The 17,319-nt window shown below is 78.2% G+C and carries 8 protein-coding genes and 2 pseudogenes; 3 read left to right on the forward strand and 7 right to left on the reverse strand.

All coding sequences use genetic code 11. From position 1 onward, the window contains the following. Positions 1-108 precede the first annotated feature (108 nt). Positions 109-1,667 (forward strand): annotated as a pseudogene (locus VSR01_RS29920) (PucR family transcriptional regulator). Positions 1,668-1,788: 121 nt separating this feature from the next. Here the strand turns inward: VSR01_RS29920 and VSR01_RS29925 are convergent. The 7 genes from VSR01_RS29925 to VSR01_RS29955 all read right to left on the reverse strand — a co-directional run bounded on the left by VSR01_RS29925 (position 1,789) and on the right by VSR01_RS29955 (position 13,365). After that, complete coding sequence (locus VSR01_RS29925; RefSeq protein WP_326452157.1) at positions 1,789-6,834, reverse strand: hypothetical protein; 5,046 nt, start codon at positions 6,832-6,834, stop codon at positions 1,789-1,791. An 11-nt stretch (positions 6,835-6,845) separates the two neighbouring features. Then, on the reverse strand, positions 6,846-8,447 hold the full coding sequence (locus VSR01_RS29930; protein WP_326452158.1) for an SAV_2336 N-terminal domain-related protein: 1,602 nt from the start codon (positions 8,445-8,447) through the stop codon (positions 6,846-6,848). 12 nt (positions 8,448-8,459) lie between these two features. Beyond that, positions 8,460-9,551, reverse strand: a complete 1,092-nt coding sequence (locus VSR01_RS29935) for an AAA family ATPase (protein WP_326452159.1) — start codon at positions 9,549-9,551, stop codon at positions 8,460-8,462. A gap of 288 nt (positions 9,552-9,839) precedes the next feature. Beyond that, positions 9,840-10,703 (reverse strand): VMAP-C domain-containing protein, encoded by an 864-nt coding sequence (locus VSR01_RS29940; protein WP_326452160.1) that lies wholly within the window; start codon positions 10,701-10,703, stop codon positions 9,840-9,842. Continuing rightward, positions 10,667-11,764, reverse strand: coding sequence for a hypothetical protein (locus VSR01_RS29945; RefSeq protein WP_326452161.1), 1,098 nt, complete (start codon positions 11,762-11,764; stop codon positions 10,667-10,669). The genes VSR01_RS29940 and VSR01_RS29945 overlap by 37 nt, the downstream gene beginning before the upstream one ends. 3 nt (positions 11,765-11,767) lie before the next feature. Continuing rightward, positions 11,768-12,799 carry an effector-associated domain 2-containing protein gene (locus tag VSR01_RS29950; protein ID WP_326452162.1) on the reverse strand — a complete coding sequence of 344 codons (1,032 nt, stop codon included), beginning with the start codon at positions 12,797-12,799 and terminating at the stop codon, positions 11,768-11,770. Continuing rightward, positions 12,796-13,365, reverse strand: a complete 570-nt coding sequence (locus VSR01_RS29955; protein ID WP_326452163.1) for a CU044_2847 family protein — start codon at positions 13,363-13,365, stop codon at positions 12,796-12,798. The genes VSR01_RS29950 and VSR01_RS29955 overlap by 4 nt, the downstream gene beginning before the upstream one ends. Positions 13,366-13,684: 319 nt before the next feature. On the opposite strand from VSR01_RS29955, the gene VSR01_RS29960 reads away from it, so the two are divergent. Both VSR01_RS29960 and VSR01_RS29965 read left to right on the forward strand, forming a co-directional pair. Continuing rightward, positions 13,685-15,166: an aldehyde dehydrogenase family protein gene (locus VSR01_RS29960; protein WP_326452164.1), complete on the forward strand. Its 1,482-nt coding sequence runs from the start codon at positions 13,685-13,687 to the stop codon at positions 15,164-15,166. A 208-nt stretch (positions 15,167-15,374) separates the two neighbouring features. Continuing rightward, positions 15,375-17,296, forward strand: a pseudogene (locus VSR01_RS29965) (acyl-CoA dehydrogenase family protein). Positions 17,297-17,319 lie beyond the last annotated feature (23 nt).

Below are 17,319 nucleotides of genomic sequence, written 5' to 3' on the forward strand. Positions count from 1 at the left end.
GCGGGCGGGGGCGGGCGTGCGGCAGTATGGGAGGCGCCGGACCCGTACAGGAAGCTGACAGCACCGCCGGCCCGCCCATCCGCCCGCACAACCGGGGACCAGGTCCGCATGCCCCTCACCCTCGCGTCCCTCGCCCACCACTCGGCGCTCAGGCTGTCCGTCCTCGCCGGCGCCGACCGGCTGGACGCGGAGGTCCGCTGGGTGCACACCAGCGAACTGGACGACCCGGGCCCGTATCTGGAGGGCGGCGAGCTGCTGCTGACCACGGGCCTGAAGCTGGCCGTCGACGACCCCGACGCGATGCGCAGCTACGTGCGCCGGCTGGCCGCCGCGAAGGTCGTGGCGCTCGGCTTCGGCGTCGGCGTGGGCCACGACGCGGTGCCGCGGGCCCTGGTCGACGCCGCGGCCGCCGCCCGGCTGCCGCTGCTGGAGGTGCCCCGCCGCACCCCGTTCATCGCGATCAGCAAGGCCGTCTCCGCCGCCCTGGCCAAGGACCAGTACCGCGCGGTGACCGCCGGCTTCGAGGCGCAGCGCGAGCTGACCCGCGCCGCCCTCGCCCCCGACGGCACCACCGCGCTGCTCGCCCGGCTGGCCGCCCACCTCGACGGCTGGGCCGCGCTCTACGACGCCTCGGGCGCCGTGCTCGCCGCCGCGCCGGAGTGGGCCGGCCGCCGCGCCGCCCGGCTGGCCGGCGAGATCGACCGGCTGCGCGACACCCCGGCTCCCGCCAGCGCCGCCGTCGCCAGCCGGCCGGCACCGAGGACCGGGTGGAGCTGCAGTCGCTGGGCAGCGGCCGCCGCCCCCGCGGCTTCCTCGCGGTCGGCACCGAGGAGCGCCTCGACACCTCCGCCCGCTACGTCGTGCACGCCGCTGTCGCACTGCTCACCCTGTCCCTTGAGCAGTCCCGCACCCTCCAGGACGCGCAGGCCAGGCTCGCCGCCGCGCTGCTGCGGATGCTGCTGGCCGGCGAGCCCGAGCACGCCCGCGCGGTGGCCGGGCGGATGTACGGCACGCTGCTCGACCACCCCGTGCGGGTGCTGATCGCCGAGCCCTCCGACCCGCGCACCGGCCCCGACGCGCTGGCCCTGCTCGCCGAGCGCGCCGAGGCCGCCGCGGCGCGCGCCGGCGAACCGCTGCTCGCGGTCCGCGACGGCGGGCGGCTGGTCCTGCTCGCCGCCGAGGACGCCGGGACGCTCGCCGCGGCCGCCGACCTCGCCGACGCCGAGGACGCCCTCGCCTCGGGCCTGTCCGCCCCCGCCGACGCCGCCGACGTCCCGCAGGCCCACCTCCAGGCCGAACGCGCGCTGGCCGTCGCGCTGCGGCGCGGCCGCAACCTCGTCGAGCACGAGGAGGTCGGCGCCGGCTCGGTCATGCCGCTGCTCGCGGACGACGCGGTACGGGCCTTCGCCGAGGGGCTGCTGCGGCCGCTGCGCGAACACGACGCGACCTCGCGCGGCGACCTCGTCGCGTCGCTCGCGGCGTGGCTCGCCCACCACGGGCAGTGGGACTCCGCCGCCGCCGACCTCGGCGTCCACCGGCACACACTGCGCTACCGGATGCGCCGCGTCGAGGAGATCCTGGCGCGTTCCCTGGACGACCCCGACGTCCGCATGGAGCTGTGGCTCGCGCTCAAGGCGTGCGACGCGGGGGAGCAGGGCGGAAGCTGAGCCGGCGGCCCTGGTGGGCTCGGCCGGCCTGGTGGGCTCGACGGGCTCGGCCGGCCCGGTGGTCTCGGTGGGCTCGGTGGGCTCGACAGGGTCGGTGGGCCCGCGCCCCGCCGGGCGAAGGTCAGGGCGCGTCCCGGCCGGCGCCGGCGTCGGCATCGGCGCCGGCGGCCAGGGCCTCGGCCATCGCGTCGGCCGTGCCGGACAGCCGGTCCGCGGTCGCACGGTCGCGTTCGAGCGCGGCCCAGGCCCGCAGCAGGGCGACTCGGTCCTGGTGCGGGGTGTCGCCGTGCAGGTCGTACAGCAGATCGCCGACCTTCCGCAGCCGGTCGGCGGCCGCGGACGGCGCGCCCTCGCGGTACAGCGCCCCGGCCTGGAGCAGGCCGATGCGCGGGAGCAGCGGGCAGCGCGGTCCGTAGGCCTCCTCGGCCGCCAGGCGCGCCTTCTCCAGGTGGTCCCGCGCCCGCGCGGGGACGGGGCCGGCCAGCTCGATCTCGCCGAGCGTCGCCGTGTGGGAGACGAACATCAGCGGGCGCTGACGCGTCACATGGGGTTCCGCCTCGTACAGCGCGGTGCGCGCGGAGTCGTACGCCCGTGGCCGGTCCTCCGGCGACCGCGGCGACCCGTCCCACGGCGAGACCGCGTCCTGACGCACCAGCAGCAGCCCGTACTGCTGCGTGAGCGTGAGATAGAGGGTGAGGTGCACGTCGGGCACCGCGATGCCGACGCCGTGGATCACCGCGGGGTGCCGCGGGCGCGGGCTGGGCAGGGTGTACGGCCACAGCCGCAGCCGCGGCGCGTCGAGGAAGGACGGCTCGGCGGCCGCCGGAAGGCGCCGTCCGCCGGGCCCGCCGGCCGCGCCCAGCTCCGCGTGGATCAACGCGTACTCGACCGCCAGCACGTCGACCGCGCCCGAGGCCAGCCACACGGGACGGAAAGCGGGGTCGTCGGCCAGGGAGGCGGAGGAGGCGGCGGAACCGGGGGAGCCCGCGGGGATGTCCGCACGGTCTGCCGTACGCCTCTCTGTGCCCCCCGTGCCCGCCGTGCCCGCCATGCCCGCCGGCCTCGCCGCCCCCGCCGCGCGTTCCGCCAACTCGGCCGCCGCGCGCGCCTCCTCCTCCGCGCGCCGCTCCATCCGGACCGCCGTCGCCCGCGCCAGGTCCAGCCACCGCGCGGCCTCGCCGAGCCGGCCGCGGAACATCGCCGCGCGGGCGAGCAGCAGCCGCCTGCGCTGCTCCAGCTGGTCGTCCGAGCCCGCGGTCGCCTCCCGCTCGGGCGGCCCCGGCGGACTGCCGCGCAGGCCGGCCGCGGCGGACAGCGCCGGGGCGTCGAACTCGCCCCGCCACACGGCGATCTCGGCCTCCGCGAGCAGCCCCTCCAGCACGTCGTCGCCGCCGTGCGGCGCCGCCGCGCCGATCGCCCGCGCGCGGTGCGTGACGCCCGGCCCGTCGCCCAGGGCCAGCCGGGCGCGCAACGAGATCCGGTTCAGCTGCGCCGACAGGTCCGTGAGCGCGGCGGAGCTGTCGCCGTGACCGTCGTCGCCGTCCGCCGTGCCCGCGCGGTCCGTGCCGCCGCGGCGGCGCAGCACGTCCTCGACCTGTGCCGCCACGCGCTCGGCCACCGACGCGACCGTGGAGTACCGCCCGCGCAGCAGCAGGTACCAGGCCCACCGGGTGAGCAGGCCGAGCACGTCGGCGGGACCGACCCCGCCGGCGGCCATCCCCTCGGCGGACAGCAGGTACGGGAACAGCCTTTCCAGCACCGGCCGCATCGTGTCGTAGGGGCGCCAGGTGGCGACGTCCGAGGTGGGCATCGGCAGGCTGCGCGTGAGCATGGCGACCAGCACCTCGGTACGCCGCCGCTCGCCGCGCCTCACCGCGACGACCTCGGGGAGCCGGGCCGGCGCCACCGCGACCCGGTCACGGCCCTCCCGCCTCAGCGTGCCCGCCTCGACCGCGGAGTCCACCAGCGCGGCGCCGCCGAGCACCAGCGCGAGCACATCGGAGGACATCGCGCCGGTGCCGCTCACCTCGTGCACCACCCAGGCCGCGAACAGCACGCCGTCCGAGGCGGCGCCGCCACGCTCACGGTCCGCGCCGGCGGTGCCCGCGGGCTCGGCGTCCGCGCCGGCGGGGACGGAGGACGTGGGCGACGCGTCGCGGGCGGGCGCTGCGGCGTACGGGTCGGGGGGCTCCACGAACGCGCCGAGATCCCAGACCTGGACGGTCCCGTCCGCCGTCGCCGTGACGAGGCGCGAGTCGCCGCGCGCACTGCCGAGGACGCCGAGCGCGACGAGCGCGGAGAGGCCGCCGGTGTGCAGCTCGCCGGCGGACTCGCCGGTCGCGGTGTCCCACAGGCGCACCATCGGTCCGCCGTCGATCGCCGCGAGCAGCTCGGGCCGCCCGGCCAGGCGGACGGAGACGATCGAGGTCGCCCCCCGCAGCCGTTCGGTCAGCGGGGACGTGAGGCGCCGCGCCTCGCGCACGTCCCACAGCTGCGCGGCCCCGGCCCTGGTCACGACGGCGAGCACCGGATCGCCGCCCGGTCCGGTGAATGCGGCCATGGCCCTGATCGACCGCACCCGCTCGGTCAGTCCGGTGGGGATCGCCGCGCCGGTGACGGCGTCCCACAGCCGCAACGGAAGGGGGCCGCCGGCGGCGAGCGCGGACCGCCCGTCGCCGAGCGGCACGGCGGTCAGCAGCGTGACGGAGGAGCGGATGGTGACGATCCGCCCGTCGGCGCGCTCCACCGGGACCCCGTACGCCTCGGTCCAGCGGTCGTCGGCGGCCGGTCCCTGGTCGGCCGGTCCCCGGTCGGCCGGTCCCCGGGCGGGCGCTCCCTCAGCGCGCGGGTCCTCAGCGCGCGGGCCCTGGGCGCGCGGGCCCTGGGCGGGCGGGACCGCGTCGGCGCGGAGGGTGGCCGTCCGCGTGCCGTAGGGGAAGCCGAGCAGCTCGACCGTGGGCCCGCCGTCGCTGACGGCCAGCCCCGTGCCGATCCCGCGGCCCGGCAGCGCGGCCAGCGCCGTGGCGGTCGCGCCGGAGTCGTTCAGCAGTCTGGACGTCACGGCGCCGCCGGCCAGTTCGTACACGGTGACGGGGCGCCCGGCCGTGGCCACCGCGAGGACGTCGCGCTGCATCCCCGCGAGGGAGAGCACGGCGCTGCCGGTCTGCCACCGGTAAAGGGGGCTGGGACCGGCCCGCCGGGACAGCTCCAGCTCGCGGGTGAACTCCGCCCGCACGTCCACGCGCGCCAGCTCGCCCGGCAGCGAGGAGAGGCGGGCGACCAGGCGGTTGAGGACGTGCGGGCGCCGCTCGTCCCGTGCCAGCAGGTCCGGGCCGACCTCGCGGCGCACGTGGTCGGCGATCTCGGCGCGGCTGAGCGGCTCCAGCGTGATCACGGCGTCCGCGCGTCCGCGTCCGTCGTACAGCCGGGTCGTCGTCACCAGAACGACGCCGCGGCCCACCGCCGGCAGCACGCCGGGGGCGCCGAGGTCGTAGGCCGGACCGAGGTCGTCCAGGACGACCAGCCAGCCCTCGTACCGGGTGAGCCGCCGCCATGCCTCGGGGACCACGGGGGAGTCGCCGCGCGGGGCGGACGGGTCGGCTCGCGGGGGTACGGGCCCGGGCGCGGGGTCCTGGCCGGGGCCGAGGGCCGCGGCGAGCAGCCCCAGTCCGGCGTGGAGCGACTCGGGACGGCCGGCGTCCACCCAGTGCACGAAGCTGTGCCGGTCGCCGTAGCGGCGCGCGTACTCCTGCACCAGGCGGCGCGCGCCCATGCCGAGCCGCCCCTCGACCACGACGACGCGCGGCCGCGTCCCGGAGGCCGCCTCGGGGTCCGACAGCTCGCGCAGCCGCGCGAGTTCCGGCGCGCGGCCGATCAGCTCCTCCCGGTCCGGCGGCACCCGCAGGCGGGGCACGGCCACGAGACGATGCGGATACGCCACGCCGGGCGTCGACGCGCGCCCACCACCGCTTCCGGCTAGGCCGCCGCGGCGCGCCCGGTCGGCCCGGCCCGCTCGGTCGGCCCGGTCCGTTCGGTCGGCCCGGTTGCTTTCGTCGCGCGGGTCCGGCGGGTCCGGCGGGTCCGCGCCTTTCGCGGCGGCGGGTGACGATCCCGTGCCCGGTGCCGACTCGCCTTCGGCGGCGGGGCGTCGGGACACTTCCGCATCCCGCGCGGTGACCGGTTCCGCCGCCCGCGCGACGTCCGCTTCGGGCGCCGACCGCGTCCCGGCGGCGGGGAGCTCGGCGACATCCCGGCCCGGCTCGGGAGTCGACGGCGCGCCGGGGGCGGCGTTTGCGGCGGGCGGCGGAACCGGGGCCGTGGCGGAGCTGTCGGCGCGGAGGCGGGCGTCGTCGGGGCGCGTCGCGGACGCGGGAGCCGGCGGCGTCACGGTGGCCTCGACGGCTGCCGCGAGGCGTCGGGCGAGCGCGCGGTGGCGTCCGCCGGCGCCGTTCAGCACGGCGACCGCGACCTCCGCGAACGGCAGGCTCGCCTCGGGCAGCACCCGCATGGGCGGGGCCGTGCCGGCGCCGGGAACCCCGGCGGAGCCCTCCGCGGACGCGCTCCCGGCCGCGGCAGCCTCAGCCGCGGGCCCACCGCGCCCGGCGCCGCCGCCCGCGGAGGCGGCCGCAGCGTAGGCGCGCGCGTCGCCCGTCGCGCCGGTGGCCTCCGCCCGCGCCGCCTGGTCGGCGGCGTCCGCGTCAGCGGTGCCGCGGCCTTCGGCGACCTTCTCGTCCCGCCGGACGCGCCGCGCGTCCGCGGGCGCGGCTTCCCCGGCCGGGGCGGCGGACTCCCCGTCCACGTCCCCCGCGTTCCGGGCCGCCAGGTCCCCGTGCGGGCTCGGCGCAGACGGGGGCGCGGGCGGAGTGGCCGCGAGAGCCCCGTCCAGGGCGACTGCCAGAGCACGGAAGTCGAGGGTGCCGCCGAAGGCCGCGGCGATACGGCCGGAGACCTTGGCCAGGACGTCGTCGAGCACCCGCAGGGACTCCGAGCGGGTCAGCTCCGCGAGCAGTTCGGCGCGCACGCCCGGGACGAAGTCGTAGACCACCTCGTCCGGGTCGACTTCGGGACCCGGCCCCGCGTCGCGGCGGGTGATCAGGCCGGACACGAACAGCTCGGCCAGATCCGTCTGCGCGGAGCCCGGCATCGTCGCCTGCTGGACCAGCCGCATCACCGGCAGGCTCAACGGCGCCGCCGCGAGGTGGCACGCGAGCCGGAAGGCGTCCGGGGAAGCGCCGGAGCGGAACCGCGCGACGCGTTCCGCCGGGTCCGGGGAGGGGCCTCGGGCGTCGCCCCGGCCACCGCGCGGCGCCGCACGGGGACGCCGCGCACCGGCGCGGCCAGCATCGGCGACCAGCCGGGCGCGCGCCCCGCCACCAGCTCCGCCCACGGCGCCAGCCACGCGCCGTCCACCTCCATCACCGGCAGCCACCGCACCGACCGCGGCGCCGGCCGCCCCGGCAGCGCGGCGTCGGTGCGCACCGCGGGCACGGGCCGCGCGGGGTCCGGCATCCGCAGCTCGACCGGCACGGTCCGCAGCGCGGTGCGGTGCCACAGCCGCCTGGGCAGCACCTGGAGGGCCGCGGCCGGCCGCTCCCCGGCCACCCGGGCGAGGAACTCCGGCAGCGCGGACCCGTACCACGCGGGCCCCACCCCGTCGGTCAGCACCAGCAGCACCCGCCGGCCCGCCGCGTCCTCCAGCGCCCCCGCCCACCGCGCGCCGCGCCCGCCGGGGCGAGGACTCCTCTGTGCGCCCGGCGCGGTGGCGCGCCGGTGCGCGCGGCGGAACGGGGCGAGCCGGGGCACGGCGGCGTCCGTGTCCAGCGACCAGCAGCGCACGTCCGCGAAGGCGCCGTGGCGTTCGAGCAGCGTGCACAGCTCGGCGCCGAGCCGGTGCCAGACGGCCATCGTGGCGCCGGTGTCCACCAGCAGGTCGACGGAGAAGCGGCGGCGGACCGGCGGGCGCCACACGGGTACCAGCCGGCCGCGGCCGGCCTCGCCGCTGGCCTGCGCGGTGGCGTCCTCGTCCAGCAACGGCGCGCCAGGGGCCTCCACGGACTGCCGCAGCGGGCGCAGCGCGCGGGCGAGGTCGAGCGCGCCGGACAGGGCGGGCGGCTGGGGGACCCGCACCGCGTGGACGGCGGCCCCCGCGCCGCCCCCCGCGCCGCCCCCCGCCGCGCTCCCGGTCGCGCCGCGCCCCGCGGTGCCGCCGAGGTGCGGGCCGGCCGGGAGCGCGGCGGCGTACGGATGCAGGCCGACGCGCGGCTCCGCGGCGTCCGGCGGCGGCGCGACGGGCTCCGGGCCGGCTCCCGGCCGCGCCTGCGAGCCGGTGCCCGGGGAACGGGACGGGGCCGGCGCGTCCCCCGCCGCGTCCTCCGGCGCCTCGCCGCCCGGGCGCGGCGCCGACCCCGGCGGAACCTCCGCGCCGGCCGTCCCGGCCTCGGCCCCCGAGCCCGTCCCGGCGCCGCCCGGGCCGCGGTCCAGGCCCGCGAGGCGCGCCACCCACAGCACATCCGCCAGGTCCTCGGCCGTGACCGCGCCGTCGCTCGCGCTCCCGCGCAACAACCCGCTCAGCGCGTCCCGCAGCCCCTCCACAGTGCCGCGCCGCGTCCCACCGGCCGGGCCGTCATCCGCGCCCGCGTCGGGAGCCGCGTCGCCCGCCCGCGCGTCGCTCCGCGCCGCGGCGTCCGCCTCCGCGCCGGCCTCTGGGCCGGCCTCCGCGGGAGCGGGGCTGCCGGGGGACGCGGGCGGCCCGGGGCGGTCGGGGCCGGGGAGCGGGGGCACGGGCGGGAGCCTTCAGGACTCGTTCAGCGGGCGAAGGAGGACGTCCTCGATCACCGCGCGGTCGGCGGGGCGGGACCACAGGCCGCGGCCGGCCATCAGGAGGGCGTTGAGGAGCTGGTCGTTGGCGAGTTCGGCGCCCTCCTCCTCCCGGCGGCGCAGGAACTCGGCGATCAGGGTGGTGCGGACGGCCGCGGCGTCCGGATCGGCGTCCGCGGCGTCGTCGCCGAGGTGCGCCGCGACCATCGCGGCCAGCCGGCCGGCGTCCGGCGGCCGGATCTCCAGCCGGACGCAGCGGCGCAGGAAGGCCGGCGGGAACTCGCGCTCGGCGTTGCTGGTCAGCACGGTCAGCGGGAACTGCGCGCAGCGCACCGTGCCGCCGACGACGGTCGCGGTGCGGGTGCCGTCCGCGGTCATCACCCGCTGCGGGCCGTCGCCGAGCCGGGCCAGCTCCGGGATGGTGAACTCGCCCTCCTCGAAGACGTTCAGCAGGTCGTTCGGCAGGTCCAGATCGCTCTTGTCGATCTCGTCGATGAGCAGGACCCGCGGGTGGCGCCACGGCAGCAGCGCGGTGCCGAGCGGGCCGAGCCGCAGGTAGCGGCCGATGTCGGCGACGTCGGGCCGCCCGGCGGCACGGGAGGCGCCGCCGTTCCGGGCCTGTTCGCCGCCGGCCGTGTCCCCGGCCGCCTCCGCCGTCCCGGTGCGCGGTCCCGCCGGGGCGCCGCCGCCGAGGCCCGAGTCGTGCAGCCGGCCGATCGCGTCGTACGCGTACAGCCCGTCGCGCAGCGTCGTGCGGCTGGTGACCGGCCAGCGCAGCACCGGGCCGAGCCGCAACTCGTGCGCGACCGCGTAGGCCAGCGTCGACTTGCCGACCCCCGGCTTGCCGGTGATCAGCAGCGGCCTGCGCAGGTGCAGCGCGAGGTTGACGAGCTGCACCTCGCGCTCGTCGGCCCGGTACGCGCCGGCCCTGCGGCCGCTGCCGAGCCTGCGCGCGGTCGCGCCGCCCTCCGCGTCGTCCGGCGGCAACGGCAGCTCCGGCGCGCCGCCGTCCGGGCCGCCGCCGGCCGCACCGGACACCGCCGCACCGGGCATTGCCGCACCGGCCACCGCCGCACCGGGCATTGCCCCGCCGAACGCCCGCCACGACGGCGCCTCGGGCAGCCGCTCGATGCCGTCGTGCGGGACGCCTTCGCCGCGGTAGATCCACCAGTCGGCGGGGACGCCGCCGCCTGTGCCGGCTGTTCCCCCACGCCGCCCGTGCCGTCCGCGACACCGCCCGCCGTCCGGGCCGTCCGGTCCGCCGCCGCGCCGTCCGCCTGCCCCGCCGCCTCGTTCGCCGTCACCGCGGCACCCTCCTCGTTCCTCGTCGGTACGGGCGCCGGACGCGCGTTCCGCTCACACCCACCCCTGTCCCGCCATCCCCGCGAACGGCAGGTCCTGATCGGCGTCCACGCAGTCCGGGTCGTCCCACAGCAGCGTGATGTTGTTGCGGACGTCCGTCTCGCCCGCGGTCCTGCCGTGCTTGCGGCAGCGGTGCACCGCGTCCGGCAGGTCGCGCAGCCGGGCCGGGGCGAACGGCCGCAGCGCGCTCACGATCTCCCGTGGGTCGCCCGGGCCGCGCCGCCAGACCATCACCGGGACGCCCTCCAGGAACAGCGCGTCACGGACCGCGTCGCGGGCGGTCGCCGACAGGTCGTCGTAGGAGGTGGCCAGGCCCACCGCCGCAGACTCCGGTTCGCGCAGCAGCCACGCGGTGAGATCGGTCAGCGGCGGCCAGGCGATCCGGGCCAGCGGCTCGGCGCGCGGCGGGTCCCAGCGCAGCCGGTCCCAACGGCGGCGCCACGGCTCGGGGTTGATCCACGGATCGCTGTAGCGCTCCAACGACCGCACCACCACGGGGTGGTGCAGGCCCAGCGGGGTGCGCGAGGCGCCGGCCGACCAGACCTCGGCGCGGTGCCCGAGCAGCGCGGTCGGCAGCAGGAACTCCACCCGTACGCCCCCGGACGCGCCGCGCACCGCCCGCGCCAGGTCGGCCCACGCGGCCAGCCGGGCGCTGCCCGTGCCGGTCAGCTCGCTGCGCGGGATCGGCTCGCTCGGCGGCAGGGCGCCCAGCCGCACCAGCGGCCCGCCCTCCGGCGGTTGGCGGTAGTACGCGCCGCGCAGCTCGTACCGGCCGTCCTCGACGTGCTCGGGGTCCACCGCCTCGACCCGGATCTGCACGATCAGCCGGCCCTCGGGCGCCGGCGGCGCGGCGGGCACGCCGCCGGCGCCTGGCGGTCGAGCAGGTCCCGCAACAGCGCGCGCAGCGGCTCCAGTTCGCGGTGCGCGGCCAGCTCGCGGTCGGCGGCGAGGCCGCGGAGGAAGCCGAGCAGCGGGCGCGGACCGTGCGGCCCGCGCAGGTCGGACAGCCGCAGCAGGATCTCCGGCAGCGTCTCGGCGCCGGTCAGCAGCCGGGTGCCGGGCGCGTCGCGCGGTACGTGCCGGGCCAGTTCGTACGTCGTCGGCACGCGGTCGGCCGGCAGCGCGGCGACCGGGTGCAGCACCTCCACCAGGTCCACCACGGTCCGCGCGTCGACCGGCGCGGCGCCGGTCAGGCCGAGCACCGTCAACTCCAGCCAGGGCAGCGTCCGGTCGTGCGGCGCGAGCGCCCGCAGCGCGCCGCGCAGCGCCTCCAGCGCGCGGCCGGCGTCGGCCCGCGCGGCGATCGCGCCGACCAGCGCCTGCAGATGCGTGCGGGCGTCCGGGCTCTCCGGCACGCCGACCGCGAACCCGCCCTCGCCGAGCCGGTACGGACCGCCGTCGCGGTCCATCAGCTGCAGCAGGTCGAACCGCGCGTCCAACCGCGCCAGCCGCGGCACCTGGAGCAGCAGATCCACCAGCAGCCCCGCGCCACCGGCCGGCCAGCCGCCGGGCCGACCGCGCCCCGACGCGGAGCGGCCGTACGGCCGCGGGTCCGGATACGGCCGCGGGTCCGGATACGGCCGCGGGTCCGGTGCAAGGTCCGGGTTCAGGCGCGGCTCCGGGTCCGGGCGATGTCGCGGATACGGGTCGTGCCGCACCGCGTACGCCGCCGGCGCGCCGGCCGCTCCGGGGCCGTGAACGGTGTACGCGCCGCCGCCGTACGGGTCAGCGATCCGTGCGCCGTCGGAGGCGTGCGGCGACCCGGCCGGCGGACCGTCCGGCTCGCACGCGGCCTCGGCGGCCGGTCCGGGGGCCGGCCCGGGCGGGGGGCCGGAGGACGCCACCGGGACGTCCGCGCCGGCCGGGGCGGGAGCGGACGGAGCGGGGCGGCGGGCGTCGTGGTCCTCGGACGTACCCATGCGCTACGCGTCCTCCCGGCTCCCGGCCGCGCGTCCGACGAGGGCGCGCAGCCGGTCGAGCGCCTTGTCGTACGGCGCCGTCTCCTCCATCGCGGTATACAGCGAGCGTAACGCGGCGCGCTCGTCGCGGTACTGACGGCAGCTCAGCACCAGCCGGTACAGGTGCTCACGGCGGCCCGAGCGCTCCTCGACCTCGAACGAGTGCGGCAGGCCGAGGAGTTGCCCCATCCGGTCGAGCAGGTCGTAGCGGTGGTCGGCGCGGGCCAGGGCGGGGAAGGCGAGCAGCGCGTCCACCAACTCGGCGTCCGTCGGCGGGACCTGAGCCGATGCGGACTGCGCCGGGACGCGGGCGGCGGCCCCGGACCCGGCGGCGGGCACGGATGCTGCGGCGATCCCGGACCCGGCGGCGATCCCGGCCCCAGGCGGTGCGTCGTCCTGCCCGGCGGCCGGCAACCGGGGGCCCAGGAAGTCCCGCAGCGCGGTGACCGGTGTGAACCAGCCGCCCCGCACGTCGCGGTAGGACCTGCTGGCCTTCAGCACGCCCACCACGAGCCCGGTGCGGTCCGCGACGAGCATGCTGCCGCTGAACCCCTCGCGCACGCCGTCGCCCAGCACCCGCAGGTACGCGCCGGAGACGCCGCCGACACGCAGCGAGAGGGTGTCCGGCTGGATGCCGGGGGAGGGGGTGTCGGGCGCGTAGCCGAGCGCGGTGACCGCGGTCCCGGGCGCGGGGTCGTCGGCGGCCGGGCGGGCCGCGGGCAGGCCGGCGCAGCCGGGGACCGTCAGCAGCGCGAGATCCGGGAACGGGTGGAACCGGGCGGCCTCGCCGGGCGCCGCGGCCGGGGTCGCCCACACGTCCGCGACCGGGTGCGCGGCGCCGTCCGCGGCCACGACGCTCAGCGGCTCCCCGCCCAGCACCACGTGCGCCGCGCTGACCACCAGCCCGCCGCCCAGATGGAAGGCGCTGCCCCGGAACCGCCCGGCCCCGGCGACCCACAGCGCGGCGGCGGGCGTCCCGCCTGACCCCTCGCTCATCCAGCAGCGTCCGCCCCGCCGCCGGCCGGGCCCGTACCGCTCGCACCGTCCGGGCCCGTACCGCTCGCACCGTCCGGGCCCGTACCGTCCGCACCGGTCGGGCCCGCGCCTGCGCTCGCTGCCGTGCCGTCCGCGTCCTGCGCCTGCGCGGCGGCCGAGTCGCCCGGACCGCCCGCCCGCGCCGCCGCGCGGCGGCTCGCGAGGTCCCAGGACATCCGGACCGTCAGGCCCGCCTCACTGCCTGCCTCGGCGATCACGCCCAGGAGGTGGCCGGACTTCACGGCGAGCTTGATGCCGAACTCGACCTCGAAGGAGTCGGGGGAGCCCGCGGACTCGGTGACGGTCTGCGCCGCCCACCGGCCGACGCTGCGGACGGTGCCGCGCACCTGCTCCATGGTCAGCGCGACCGCGGTGCCCAGCTCGCCGACGCGGTCGCGCACGCCCACGTCCCCGTAGACGGCGTCACCGGTGCCGCCGGCGTCGGGGCCCTGGAACGGCAGGTCGCCGATCACCTCGGCGTCCACGGTCGTCCCGTCGCCCAGGTCGATCGTCACGGTCTGCGTCACAGCGTCTTCCTCCCCCTCGCCGCAGCAGGATAAAGGCCCGCGCCCCGGCCGCGCCGCCTCTTCACCGGGCCCGCACACCCGCAGCCCGCACACTGCGGTCCGCACCCCGCGCGCCCACGCACGTGCGCCCCCGCCCGTACCCTCACGCCCGCGCGCCTGCTCCCGCATCCCCGCCGCGTCCCGCCCCGCGCCCGAGCGCACCGCGCTGGCCAATCCGTAGCGCCCGGCCGCCGCCGTACTCCGCCGTGGACAACGGGCCGCGTCCGTCGCCGTGCCTACCGTTGAGACAATCTGCGCACACCAGAAGGGCGGACCCACCGTGACAAGCACTGCCGCAGCCCCCACCGCGTTCTGGCTCGCGGGGCGTCCGGCCACCGGCGCCGACAGCTTCGACGTGACCAGTCCCTGGGACGGCGCCCCGGTGGGCCGGGTGAGCGTGCCCGACCCGGGGCAGGTCGAGGAGGCCGTGGCCGCCGCGGCCGGCGCGCGGCGCGCGCTGGGCGCCACGCCCGCGCACGTCAGGGCCGGGGTGCTCGACCACGTCTCGCGCCGGCTGGCGGAGCGGGCCGAGGAGGTCGCGCGGCTGATCACCGCCGAGAACGGCAAGCCGCTGAAGTGGTCGCGCGGCGAGGTGGGTCGCGCGGTCTCGGTCTTCCGCTGGGCCGCGGAGGAGGCGCGCCGCTTCAACGGCGGGCAGGCGCAGCGGCTGGACACCGACCCCGGCGGCACCGGACGCCTCGCGCTGACCCGGCGGTTCGGCCGCGGCCCGGTGCTGGGCATCGCGCCGTTCAACTTCCCGCTGAACCTGGTCGCGCACAAGGTCGCGCCGGCGATCGCGGCCGGCGTGCCGATCGTGCTCAAGCCCGCCCCGGCCACCCCGCTGTCCGCGCTGCTGCTCGGCGAGCTGCTCGCCGAGGCCGACGCGGCGGGCGGCGGCGAGGGCCCCGCGCTGCCGGCCTCGTGGAGCGTGCTGCCGGTGCCCAACGACCGGATGCCCGCGCTGGTCCAGGACCCGCGGCTGCCGGTGATCTCCTTCACCGGCTCCGACACCGTCGGCCACCAGATCGCCGACTCGGTGCCGCGCAAGCACGTCACGCTGGAGCTGGGCGGCAACGCCGCCGCCGTCGTCCTCGCCGACTACGCCTCGGAGCAGGACCTGGACTGGGCGGCCTCGCGCATCGCCACCTTCGCCAACTACCAGGGCGGCCAGTCCTGCATCTCGGTGCAGCGGGTGATCGCCGACGCCGCGGTCTACGACGCGCTCGCGGAGAAGGTCGTGGAGAAGGTGCGCGCCCAGGTCACCGGCGACCCGCGCGACGAGGCCACCGACGTCGGCCCGCTGATCAGCCGTGCGGCGGCCGAGCGGGTCGAGGAGTGGGTGCGGGACGCGGTCGACAAGGGCGCCAAGGTCCTCACCGGCGGCACCCGGGAGGGCGCCGCATACGCGCCGACGGTGCTGGCCGACCTGCCGGCGGACGCGATCCTGGCCGGCGCGGAGGCGTTCGGCCCGGTGCTGTCACTGCACCGGGTGAACGGCCCGGACGAGGCGTTCGCCGCGGTCAACGACTCCCGGTTCGGTCTGCAGGCCGGCGTCTTCACCCACGACCTGCAGCTGGCCTTCCGCGCGCACCGCGAGCTGGAGGTCGGCGGCGTGGTCATCGGCGACGCGCCCTCCTACCGCGCGGACCAGATGCCGTACGGCGGGGTCAAGGACTCCGGCAGCGGGCGCGAGGGCGTGAAGTTCGCGATGGACGACTACACCTACGAGCGGGTGCTCGTCCTGACCGGCCTGGACCTCTAGGCAGTCAGGCGCCCGCCGCCCGGCCCGCACCACCGCACCCCGAACGCCTCGGGCCGGAACATGACGCCCGGTCAGCGACGGCGGCCCCCCTTCACCGGGGAGGCCGCCGCCGCCCTGGCTGGGGCACCGGAATTCGGGTAGTACGGACTGGTAGCACCCGTACGGACCGGTAACCGGTCCGAGCCGGCTACCCGGAGGTGACGCAACCGTGTCCGCACCCGCCGCAGCACGCAAGGTCTCCGAGCGCGAAGCCCGCCAGGTCGCGGAGGAGGCCAGGGAACAGGACTGGCGCAAGCCCAGCTTCGCCAAGGAGCTGTTCCTCGGCCGCTTCCGGCTCGACCTCGTCCACCCCCACCCGCAGCCCACCCCCGAGGCGGTGGCCAAGGGCGAGGCGTTCCTGGAGAAGCTGCGCGCGTTCTGCCAGACGCGGGTCGACGCGGCGCGGATCGAGCGCGAGGCCCGCATCCCGGACGAGACCATCACCGGGCTGGCCGAGCTGGGCGCGCTCGGCATGAAGATCCCCGAGGAGTACGGCGGGCTCGGCCTCACCCAGGTGTACTACAACAAGGCGCTCGCGCTGGTCGGCTCCGCCAGCCCCGCGATCGGCGCGCTGCTGTCGGCGCACCAGTCGATCGGCGTACCGCAGCCGCTGAAGCTCTTCGGCACCGAGGAGCAGAAGAAGCGCTTTCTGCCGCGCTGCGCGACCACCGACGTCTCCGCCTTCCTGCTCACCGAGCCCGACGTCGGCTCCGATCCGGCCCGGCTGGCCACCGCGGCCGTCCCGGACGGCGACGACTACGTGCTGGACGGCGTGAAGCTGTGGACCACCAACGGCGTCATCGCCGACCTGCTGGTGGTGATGGCCCGGGTGCCGACGTCCGAGGGGCACAAGGGCGGCATCACCGCCTTCGTCGTCGAGGCCGGCTCCGAGGGCGTCACGGTGGAGAACCGCAACGCCTTCATGGGCCTGCGCGGCATCGAGAACGGCGTCACCCGCTTCCACCGGGTGCGGGTCCCCGCGGCCAACCGGATCGGCCCCGAGGGCGCCGGCCTCAAGATCGCCCTGACCACGCTCAACACCGGCCGCCTGTCGCTGCCGCCGGCTGCGTCGGCGCCGGCAAGTGGTGTCTGAAGCAGGCCCGCGAGTGGGCCGCGGAGCGCGAGCAGTGGGGCAAGCCGGTCGGCGAGCACGAGGCGGTCGGCGCCAAGATCTCCTACATCGCGGCCACCACCTTCGCCCTGGAGGCGATGCTCGACCTGTCCTCCCAGATGGCCGACGAGGACCGCAACGACATCCGGATCGAGGCCGCCCTCGCCAAGCTCTACGGCTCCGAGGCGGCCTGGCGGATCGCCGACGAGCTGGTGCAGATCCGCGGCGGCCGCGGCTTCGAGACCGCCGACTCGCTGGCCGCCCGCGGCGAGCGCGCCGTGCCCGCCGAGCAGATGCTGCGCGACCTGCGGATCAACCGGATCTTCGAGGGCTCCACCGAGATCATGCACCTGCTGATCGCCCGAGAGGCCGTCGACGCCCACCTGTCGGTGGCCGGCGACCTCATCGACCCCGACAAGGGCCTGGCCGACAAGGCCAGGGCCGGCGCCAGGGCCGGCGGCTTCTACGCCCGCTGGCTGCCCAAGCTCGTCGCGGGACCCGGCCAGCTGCCCAGCTCCTACGCGGAGTTCGGCCCGCTCGCCACTCACCTGCGGTACGTCGAGCGCAGCGCCCGCAAGCTCGCCCGCAGCACCTTCTACGCCATGTCGCGCTGGCAGGGCCGGATGGAGCTGAAGCAGAACTTCCTGGCCAGGATCGTCGACATCGGCGCCGAGCTGTTCGCGATGAGCGCCGCCTGCGTGCGCGCCCAGCACCTGGCGGCGGCCGGCGACGGCGGCCGGCAGGCCGCGCGGCTCGCCGACGTCTTCTGCCGCCAGGCCAGGGTCCGCGCCGACGAGCTGTTCGCCCGGCTGTGGACCAACACCGACGACGCCGACCGCGCGCTCGCCCGCTCGGTGCTGGCCGGCGAGGCCGGCTGGCTGGAGGCCGGCATCGTCGACCTCACCCGCGACGGCGCCTGGATCGCCGAGGCCGCCCCCGGCCCGTCCCGGAAGGACAACGTCCACCGGCCGGTGCACTGACGGCGCCGCGGCAGGACAGAATG

The sequence above is a fragment of the Actinacidiphila sp. DG2A-62 genome (assembly GCF_035825295.1).
GTDB lineage: Bacteria > Actinomycetota > Actinomycetes > Streptomycetales > Streptomycetaceae > Actinacidiphila.